Here is an 8,299-nt window from a genome sequence, read left to right on the forward strand (position 1 = left end):
AGCGAACTCTTTACCAAGGGCTCGCAGGTAGTTGGTGGTTTCCAACATTGGCTTTGCTATATCGCTGGCTTTTACCGTTTCAGCAATCTTGCCATAGCCATAGATGATCTCACCCACGGTATAGAGAAAGCCGGAGGCGAAGCCTTTTACGCCAACCTGGAAGCCCTCAAAAAAGGCCGTGACCGAGTTGGTAGTGACAGTGAAAGCCTTGGCAATTGTATCCAGTCCTTTGGTGAGCGCAGAGAAGGCTTCGGAGGACTTGGTGACTACGTCGTCTAACGTAATGTCACCCACCGCCTTTTTGATCGCTTCGCCTGCGGCAATCATGGAACGGCTGATGTTTTTGGAGAGTTCCTGAAGGCTTCCGTCCTGATTCATTTCCTTGATGCGATCTGCTAAGGCCTTCATCTGTGCCTTGGCGTAATCCATCGCACCGCTGGAGCCAATAGCATCGAGAAAATACGACCATTCGTCTTTCAGGTTACTGACGTAGCCGGTCAGCAGGGTCATATTCTTTGCGGCAGCACCGTCTGCCCCCTTGGCGATCTCATTGATCAAGCCACGGATCACGTCCCGACCCAGCTTGCCGGTTTCGGACAGTTTTCGAATTTCCAGAACGTTCTTGCCGGTGACCCGTTCGAGCATTTCCCAAACGGGGACACCACGCTCGACCAGCTGCAAGATTTCCTCCCCCTGCAGCCGTTGCTTGGCCCACGCCTGTCCGAGGCCCACGGCAATACCCCGCAGCCGGTCGAAGCCACCGCCAAGCATCACTGCCTGATCGACCACGGCCTGCATGGTGCCATCCATCGGATCAAAGCCAAATGCCTTCAGACGCACGAAGGCGTCGGAGACTTCATCCAACTGATACGGGGTGGTTTTGGTGAAATTCTTGATCCACGCCAGCGCACGCTCGCCCTCTGCCGCCGAGCCCATCATGGCCTCTAGCTGAACATTGAGGCGCTCAAATTTATCGCCTGTGGAGAGAATCGCCTGGATGCCACGCTTGATGGCATAGAGGCCTGCCCCTGCCGCCACCAGACCGCCAAGCCTCCGGGCTAAACTGCCAACGCTGGTTGATGCCTGATCAGCATCTCGGGCGACTTTCTTCAGGGTGTCTTTTTTAAGGGTGCGGTCAGCTTCTTTGGCTTTTTTGTTGGCCTTCCAGAAGGCATTGCCGGTGTCTTCAATTTCTTCTGCGAGCCGCTCCTGCTGTTGTGCCAGTTTGGAACTCGACAGGCCGGTTTTGGTCAGCTGTTCCCTAAGTTTGGCCAGTACTTCACGCTGTCGCCCATAGGCGGTGTTGGCCTTCTTAACCTCCTGTCTTGCTTTGGTCAGTGCCGATTTCATGCCCTTGGTGGGCTTTTCGGCCTGATTTAATTCTTTGGCCAGACGCTCGACTTTTGTCTTGGCAGCACTGAAGGCCTTGCTGGCTTCTTTAGTGGCCTTGGTCTGCTTTTCAAAAGACGTGAGTAGTGCCTTTTGTTCTTTCAGTTTTTTAAGCTGGACTTGCAGGTCAGCCGCTTCGCCTTTTAAAACTTCAAGGGACTCTGCTGATTTTTTCACTTTTCCTGACAGCGCATCTTTCGCCTTCAGGACTAACTGAATTGCTGACTTTTTAAGTGAGGCCATGATCTTTTATCTAAAAAAAAGAGCCCCTGCTCCTTTGAAGAGTCAGGGGCTACATTGCAGGAAGCAAACCGTGGATTACTGCGCCAGATCAATCTGCATAAAGGTACTCAGACCAGAGCCGGTGATGGTGGTATCTGCCAGCACGTCCAGTTCCAAGGGGATACTGGCGAAATCGTCGGAGATAAAATCAAGGTTCTGAACGGGCGAGAACTTCACCCTGTGCACCCGGATATTGAACGCCTTACCATCCTGTGCATCGTTCAGGCCTTCCATGAACAGCACGAACTCCTTTCCTGACTCGATCAAGGCCTGCACCATATTGGAGGCCAGCGGTGTATAGCTCACGCTCACACCCAGGTTATCAATTCCGCCACTGGCAAGAACGACGATCCCGGCCTTGGTCAGTTCGTAATCGGTGCCTTCGGTGAGGGTGGCATCGAGGCTGTCCTTGACCGTGATGCTTTGGGACATATCGGGCATCTTGTTAAAGGGGATCAGTTCGTTACCCACTCCGAAGCTGGTGTGCGGCTCATCCACAACGGCTGTGGTTGATCCCGCAGTGGCCGAGCCACGCAGAGCCATTGCCAGATTAGCCGCCGTGAAATCATGCGCTGTGAGGCTGGCCGAGATCGACGAAATACGGCTGATGGTGTTGCGGTTGCCACCGCCGCCGAGGTAGTTCTTCAGCTCTTTTTTATCTTCTTCAAAGCTGAATTTAAACTCGCTGACGTTGCCAACAGGCAGTAAGGGGGCTGAATCATCGGCAGGCTTCAGGTAGATGCTACCAGCACCAATAAAACTACGATCCGTTGTAGACATGGTTTTCTCCTTAAAAGGAAGGTGGGGTTATAGGATGACTTCTATCTGCAGTTGCAGGTCTGCAAACGACAGGTGTGCATTGCTTGGGGAAATATCGAACTGGGTTTCACTGATGGATACGGTTCTAACTTCGGGTGTGAAACGACTTCCCGTTGAGAATAGTTCCCGAATTGAGCGAGAAAGATCAATTAGGTTATAAGTAGTATCTTGATTGGTTTTGACGACTGCGCTGATATGGAATTCAATTTGAAATTTTGCCTTAGCACCCTGACGCTGTTCTTCGGTGATGGATGATAGCTGCACCAGAATTGCAGGGATCTCAATATCCTTTTCCAATCCGGTGCCTGAGTATCCAAGCTGAACATTCTCGGTAATAGTTTTTAAGTGCTCGATCAGTTTTTCAACGATTACTCTTTCTTGATTCAATCTTGAAGGCATAATTCAGTTCCTGATGAAGCACCTTGGCAAAATGGTTGAATATCTTGGGCTCTAATTCTCTTAAAGCCATTATGGCTGTGTTATAGAGAGGGACTTTATGAGAGAAGATCGGCAACCCCATCCACATCCAGCGACCTGATACTTTGGACTTTCGCCACTTATGTCTCCAGTTTTCCTCTCGTTCGAAAATCAAAGATCTTTCAGCATTGACCGGCTTCATTAAGAATGCACTTTGATAGAATGCTCGCCTTCCGACCTGAACACCTCTTGCTCTTTGCGTTGCTCGACCAAAGTTATGTGCGCCAATAGGGTCTGTTCCGATCCAGACTACTAAGTACTTGCTGTCCTTGTATCCACTTGCCAGACGAGTTCTTATCCGACCAAACTCTTTCAATTTGCTCTGTCGAATTTCAAGGTCTCTCGCCATAACTCGTAATACTTGCACTTCCGACCATTTCCCAAGCTTTACCATTGTTCTATTGAGAGCTTTTTCTGTTACCTCTGGTGCTGCTTTGAATAAGTTTTCGAGGATTTCAATTTCTTCACTGACCTCTAAAGAAATCTTTTCAATCAGCATAAATATTCCACTTGGCTAAATAGCCATCGTCTTTTAATTTCCGGTCAACTTGATACAGCAGCCCATTAGCCTGAACCGTATCGCCACGCTTTAGCCTGATCGAGCTATCCAGCGACAGGACAATGATCTGGCCCTGAATGGCTTCGTATTTTCCAAGCTCCACCAGTTCCGTTTTGATAATGCCGAGGGCTTCCAGAGAGGATTGATCGGCAAGGGTCAATAAAACGGACTGCCCGAATGTCTGAAGGATTGAGTGACCCATTTGCTGGAAAGCATCATCCATAAGGGCAGTCTCCAAAAGGGGATAAGGAACTGGCCCGAAGGCCAGCCAGCCGCTTAGCTCATAGTGAGCCTGATAACCGAAGTAGGGTTCAGGTTGATCGGCAGCGGGTTCGATTGGGTATGAATGAGCACACCCTTCTCAAAGTCCATCACCTTCTGCTTGGCATAGCGAGGCAGGCCGATGGTGTTGACGGTTTCCACGAAATCCGCCGGAGCGAACCACGTCTTGAAGTTATCCGTTCCTTCGGGGAACAAGAACGCTTCGTTGGAAGCCACAAAGTCCTGACCGCTGACGTTGCCACGGTATTCCTCCCAGTTGATATCCGCAAAGCGGAAGCCGGTCTTGGGATCGTTACGCAGCGCCTCACCGTCCATCCAACGCTGATAGGCTTCCTTGGTGGACTTGTGGTTCACCATGCCATCGTAGAAGTCAGCACCGCAGAACGCCCGGAGGCCGGAGTAGGGAGAGGCACCCATGGCAGCGTCCACCTTCCTGCGAGCCTTCACCGCCTGCGCACGAACGTCGGTTGACGTAGTACCAAAGGCAAAGTTGTGGGTCTGCTGACTTACGCCGAACTCATCAAACAGGTTGTAGAGTACGGTGCTTCCGTCTCCATCGAGAATCTCACCCTTGAGGGCACCCATGCGCAGGAATTCCAGCGTCACCTCGTGGTTGCCGTTCATCTGGCCCAAGCGCTGATTAATGACCGCCTGCACACCCTGCAAGGCATCCTCACTTCCAAACTGACGGACGTTCTGAACTTCTGCCGCCAGTACGGTGCTGTCGTGAGGAATGTGCGGGATCACGAAGCTGCGCATCTGACGCTTCTCGCCAACGGCCTGAGTGGCCGGAGCGCCACGCTCGGAAGAAGGCAGCAGACGCAGGATGCCGTTGACGCTCTCTACCACGGCGGTGGTAGTGGTAATGCCGCTCTCCTGAAAGAGGCCGAGCTCGCCCAGGCGTCGGGGCTTGTAATCCATCTTATTGATGGTCGCAGTCAGGCTGGTCAGACTGAAAGCGTCGTCATTAAAAATATCCATGAAAGCCATGCTATCTCTCCTTAGATAGAGATTTTTTAAAGGGAAGTACTGCGAAAGGGGTTAAGCGGGATGCTTAGGAGTTGCGGGTAATAATGTCCAGACCGGCCAGCTCGCCCACGGCAGCAGCCTGTTCCTCGGCGGTAATCCCGGCAGGCCATACCAGCATGCTGTCTACCACTTCTGCCAGACGGGCGATAATGACACCGTCACCTCCGGAGGCATCCGTTACCTTGCCTGCGTAGAGGACACCTGCCGCCATTTCAGTTCCGTCAGCCCCGGCTGGATTAAGGGGCATGTAAACGCCGGTTGCTGTTACCTTGGCCACTACGGTTCCCGGTTCCATATCGAGATTGGCTCCGAATGTTACCTGCTCACGGCTGATGCTGTTGTTGCCTTCGGATACCAGAAACTCACCAGTGTGCATTCCTTCAGTTTTCATTGCTAAAGTCCTTTTATTAACGGGTTTGGGGAAATCAGGCCCGGTTACGCCTGCTGTAAATCGCCTGCGTGTCTAAAGCCTCGGAGGGTTTCGGAAGTCCCTGCTGCTGTGGCGTCAGGGTGTTGTGGATCGGTTGATCGTCTTTGGTCAGCAGATCGAATAGCTCGCTGCGCACGTCATCCAGGGATTTATTGGCCACAATGAACTCGGCTGCTTTGCTCTCCTGGCTCGCTGCCTTGCAGAGATTTTTGATCTCATCGAAGGCATTCAGACGATCTTTAGCCATGGTCTCGGATAACTCTTCTTTCAGGAACGCTTCGGTCTTTTCCGGGTAGCCAGCTTGGTTACACAGAGCAGCAATAGCCACAGCATCAACGTCAGGTTTCTCTTTAGTCGATGCCTCCGGTTCTTTTTCCGAATCCGGTTTTTCCGTCTCCTGCTGCTTATTTTCTGGCTGCTCTTCTGAACGGCCAAAGCCTGCAGGTGCATTTGTGAAGCGGGAAAGATCAAAGCAGGCAGCGGCTTTAACTGGCTCATCAATCTGATCCACCAAGCCCATATCCAGAGCCTCTTGAGCGGTGAACCACGTTTCTGCTTCCATCAGGGCTTTGAGTTCTTCGATGCTCTTGCCGGTTCTGGCGGTGTACGACACAGCAATACTGTCTGCAATCTTGTCCATTACATCAGCGGTCTTTCTCATCGCCTCTGCATCGCCTGTGGCCCACCCGTAAGGGTTGTGAATCATCATCATGGCGTTTTCAGCGATGGTGACGGTATCGCCTGCCATAGCAATGACGCTAGCAATGCTCGCCGCCAGACCCTCGATGCTGATATGCACGTTGGCCTTATGCAGACGCAAGGCGTTATAAATGGCAATGCCTTCGAACACCATTCCACCCCGGCAGTTGATCCGGACATTGATCTCGGCAGCGTCCATATCCCTGATCTGATCCACTACGCTTTGTGCGGAGACTCCCCACCAGTCATCAATATCGTCATAGATAAAGAGTTCCGGGGTTTGGCCTGCCTCGTTCTTGAAGGAGAACCACTGGCGGTTATGACTCATCGTTGTCGTCCTTTGGGTTAGTTGAGATAAGTGGCTCCTTCTCCGAAGCCCTTGAGTCGCTGTCGTATTTCAGGTCAAGGCCATCCGCACGACGGTTATCTGCGGAGATTTCTGCATCAATCTGCTCGCTGTCGTAACCCTGCTCGCTAACCACTTCTGAACGAGACTTAAAGCCTGAGCGCACCGCCATTTTCTGCGCCTGCATATCCTGAACGGGGTGCATATAGGGCCAGCCGTGAGCGATCCATTTCACCCGACGATAGGAGGACTGCCGGCTGCTGTAATCGGGAATGGAAATAGAACCATTGAGAACGGCCATATCCAGCCAGCGGTTCCATACCGGGCGACAAAATTGAAAGATGATCTGGTTATGTTGAATTTGCTGAATGCGCCGTCTGAACTCGTTCAGGATCAGCCGCAAGGCCCGGTCACTGACACCCGCCATGTCTCCGGAGAGCAGTTCATAGGGCAGGCCCATACCGGCAGCGATGGCCATGATCTGCTGCTTCATAAAGTTCGGGTAATCCGCAGCAGTGCCAGGAGGACTGTTAAACTCCACTTCTTCCCCCGGTGCCAACTCCTGCATCGTTCCGGGCTCCATGGCCACCATGGGCAGACCATCGGCTCCGAACACCAGCGGTTTGCCGGTCAGGGGATCAATAGGGTCTTGCTCCGGGGAGGGCTTCTTGATAAAGCCGGTGAACAGGTTGGCGATCTCCTGCCGCAATAGCGTGGCATCATCAAACTTGTCGAGGTGATAGAGCCTGACCAATACCTGCGTTAATAATGGCTGGCCCCGGAGTTGTCCCGGACGCAGGGCTTCAAACACATGGAGGACGTTTTCCGCAGGCACCCGCACCAGCTTTGTGCTGTCAAAGGCGAACTCTGCCGGATGCTGGCGGTGCATATAATAAGCAACCCGCTTGCCCAGCTTATTGAACTCGATGCCTGCCTTGACCTCGTTGCCGTTTGGCAACGTCTCGTTATAGCTGAGCGGCACATATTCCGACTCGAGTATTTGTAGCTGCAGCGGGACCGATAGACCGTCCTCCAAACGTCGTGGCCGCAGACGAACGAAACATTCACCGCCTTCGAGCATGGCTCGGGTAATCAACGACTGCTGCCCGGTAAAACTGAGCAGACCATCAGCGTCCGATTCATCGGACCATTGCAGGAATAACGTCTGCAAATCTTCCCGAAGGCTATCGTCGCTGACCAATGATTTTGGTGTAATGCCACGGCCGATGACATTGCTGACCAGTTTCTCCAGGCCACTGCTGGCCCACGGGTCATTGCGGATCGCTGCCCTTGAGCGGTTAATGAGTTTGGATAAGTCACTGGTCAGTGCGGTGTGGGGAGAGAGTGCAGGGGCATACCAGCTTTTTGTTCTGCGGCCCAAACCGGCTGCGGTGTAGGCACTGTTTCTGAAGCGCCTTGTGATCCTGTCATAAGCGTTGGCAATAAAGCCCATTCTCAAACTCCTTTTGATGAATAGATGCCGTATTGCTTAGGCCGTTTCTGTTGCTTGGCCAGCTCCCGCTCGATGGCATGCAGCCGCCGCTCCATGTCGGCAAAGCTGCTGTACTCCACTTTTCGGCCTTCAAATTCCACGGTGCGGGTCTCCCGCAGGAGCACCGCCCGTTTCAGGGCCTGATATTCTGCGTCGGTAATCATGGTGGTTTATCTCTGAAGGTAGGCACTGCGGGAGGATCGTCGAGTCGGTTGCTTTACCTTTTGCGCTTCTTCCTGCTCGTCTTCTTCCACGGGAGCGTCGGGCGATGGACGTGAGGATGCCAGTCGTTCGAGATTAATTCCCCTGTGTTGCTGCAAGATACGAACAGCAGCGAGAGAATACACCCGGCAATCCAGCGCCTCGTTTCGGCGGTTCTTGGCATCCCACGTAAAGTAAGGAACACCGAGCTTGAATTTCTTGAGCTTTTCTTCCGCCGTGGCCTGCTTGAAGTAATCCTCATCAAAGCACTCCTTAATAGGCCAATGGCAGTAA

General features: G+C 52.6%; 11 protein-coding genes. All 11 read right to left on the reverse strand.

Translation table 11 applies throughout. The features are described from left to right. On the reverse strand, window positions 1–1,632 hold a 1,632-nt coding region (locus AK963_RS22425; protein ID WP_139117592.1), incomplete at its 3' end, for a tape measure protein. Window positions 1,633–1,707: 75 nt separating this feature from the next. Beyond that, complete coding sequence (locus tag AK963_RS22430; RefSeq protein ID WP_066017647.1) at window positions 1,708–2,451, reverse strand: phage tail tube protein; 744 nt, start codon at window positions 2,449–2,451, stop codon at window positions 1,708–1,710. Window positions 2,452–2,478: 27 nt separating this feature from the next. Next, window positions 2,479–2,889: a hypothetical protein gene (locus AK963_RS22435; RefSeq protein ID WP_066017648.1), complete on the reverse strand. Its 411-nt coding sequence runs from the start codon at window positions 2,887–2,889 to the stop codon at window positions 2,479–2,481. Continuing rightward, on the reverse strand, window positions 2,852–3,466 hold the full coding sequence (locus AK963_RS22440) for a hypothetical protein (RefSeq protein ID WP_066017649.1): 615 nt from the start codon (window positions 3,464–3,466) through the stop codon (window positions 2,852–2,854). The genes AK963_RS22435 and AK963_RS22440 overlap by 38 nt, the downstream gene beginning before the upstream one ends. Continuing rightward, complete coding sequence (locus AK963_RS22445) at window positions 3,456–3,749, reverse strand: hypothetical protein (protein WP_066017650.1); 294 nt, start codon at window positions 3,747–3,749, stop codon at window positions 3,456–3,458. Before AK963_RS22445 ends, AK963_RS22440 begins: the two co-directional genes overlap by 11 nt. 53 nt (window positions 3,750–3,802) lie before the next feature. Then, window positions 3,803–4,798 (reverse strand): major capsid protein, encoded by a 996-nt coding sequence (locus AK963_RS22450; protein WP_066017651.1) that lies wholly within the window; start codon window positions 4,796–4,798, stop codon window positions 3,803–3,805. 64 nt (window positions 4,799–4,862) lie between these two features. Continuing rightward, complete coding sequence (locus tag AK963_RS22455) at window positions 4,863–5,228, reverse strand: head decoration protein (RefSeq protein ID WP_066017652.1); 366 nt, start codon at window positions 5,226–5,228, stop codon at window positions 4,863–4,865. Window positions 5,229–5,262: 34 nt separating this feature from the next. Next, entirely contained in the window at window positions 5,263–6,294 is a 1,032-nt protein-coding gene (locus AK963_RS22460; RefSeq protein WP_066017653.1) for a head maturation protease, ClpP-related, read from the reverse strand. After that, window positions 6,284–7,765 (reverse strand): phage portal protein, encoded by a 1,482-nt coding sequence (locus AK963_RS22465; protein ID WP_066017654.1) that lies wholly within the window; start codon window positions 7,763–7,765, stop codon window positions 6,284–6,286. Before AK963_RS22465 ends, AK963_RS22460 begins: the two co-directional genes overlap by 11 nt. A gap of 2 nt (window positions 7,766–7,767) precedes the next feature. Next, window positions 7,768–7,968: a phage head-tail joining protein gene (locus AK963_RS22470; RefSeq protein ID WP_066017655.1), complete on the reverse strand. Its 201-nt coding sequence runs from the start codon at window positions 7,966–7,968 to the stop codon at window positions 7,768–7,770. 6 nt (window positions 7,969–7,974) lie between these two features. Next, a partial coding sequence (locus AK963_RS22475; RefSeq protein WP_175404604.1) for a terminase gpA endonuclease subunit occupies window positions 7,975–8,299 on the reverse strand: 325 nt, incomplete at its 5' end.

Origin of the sequence: Endozoicomonas atrinae (assembly GCF_001647025.1) — a bacterium.
Lineage (GTDB): Bacteria > Pseudomonadota > Gammaproteobacteria > Pseudomonadales > Endozoicomonadaceae > Endozoicomonas > Endozoicomonas atrinae.

Excerpts from the sequence above, each read along its gene's own strand:
- AK963_RS22460 (WP_066017653.1), bottom strand. The coding sequence starts at position 6,294 with ATGAGTCATAACCGCCAGTGGTTCTCCTTCAAGAACGAGGCAGGCCAA.
- AK963_RS22435 (WP_066017648.1), bottom strand. The coding sequence starts at position 2,889 with ATGCCTTCAAGATTGAATCAAGAAAGAGTAATCGTTGAAAAACTGATC.
- AK963_RS22430 (WP_066017647.1), bottom strand. The coding sequence starts at position 2,451 with ATGTCTACAACGGATCGTAGTTTTATTGGTGCTGGTAGCATCTACCTG.
- AK963_RS22440 (WP_066017649.1), bottom strand. The coding sequence starts at position 3,466 with ATGCTGATTGAAAAGATTTCTTTAGAGGTCAGTGAAGAAATTGAAATC.
- AK963_RS22455 (WP_066017652.1), bottom strand. The coding sequence starts at position 5,228 with ATGAAAACTGAAGGAATGCACACTGGTGAGTTTCTGGTATCCGAAGGC.
- AK963_RS22445 (WP_066017650.1), bottom strand. The coding sequence starts at position 3,749 with ATGGATGATGCTTTCCAGCAAATGGGTCACTCAATCCTTCAGACATTC.
- AK963_RS22465 (WP_066017654.1), bottom strand. The coding sequence starts at position 7,765 with ATGGGCTTTATTGCCAACGCTTATGACAGGATCACAAGGCGCTTCAGA.
- AK963_RS22450 (WP_066017651.1), bottom strand. The coding sequence starts at position 4,798 with ATGGCTTTCATGGATATTTTTAATGACGACGCTTTCAGTCTGACCAGC.
- AK963_RS22470 (WP_066017655.1), bottom strand. The coding sequence starts at position 7,968 with ATGATTACCGACGCAGAATATCAGGCCCTGAAACGGGCGGTGCTCCTG.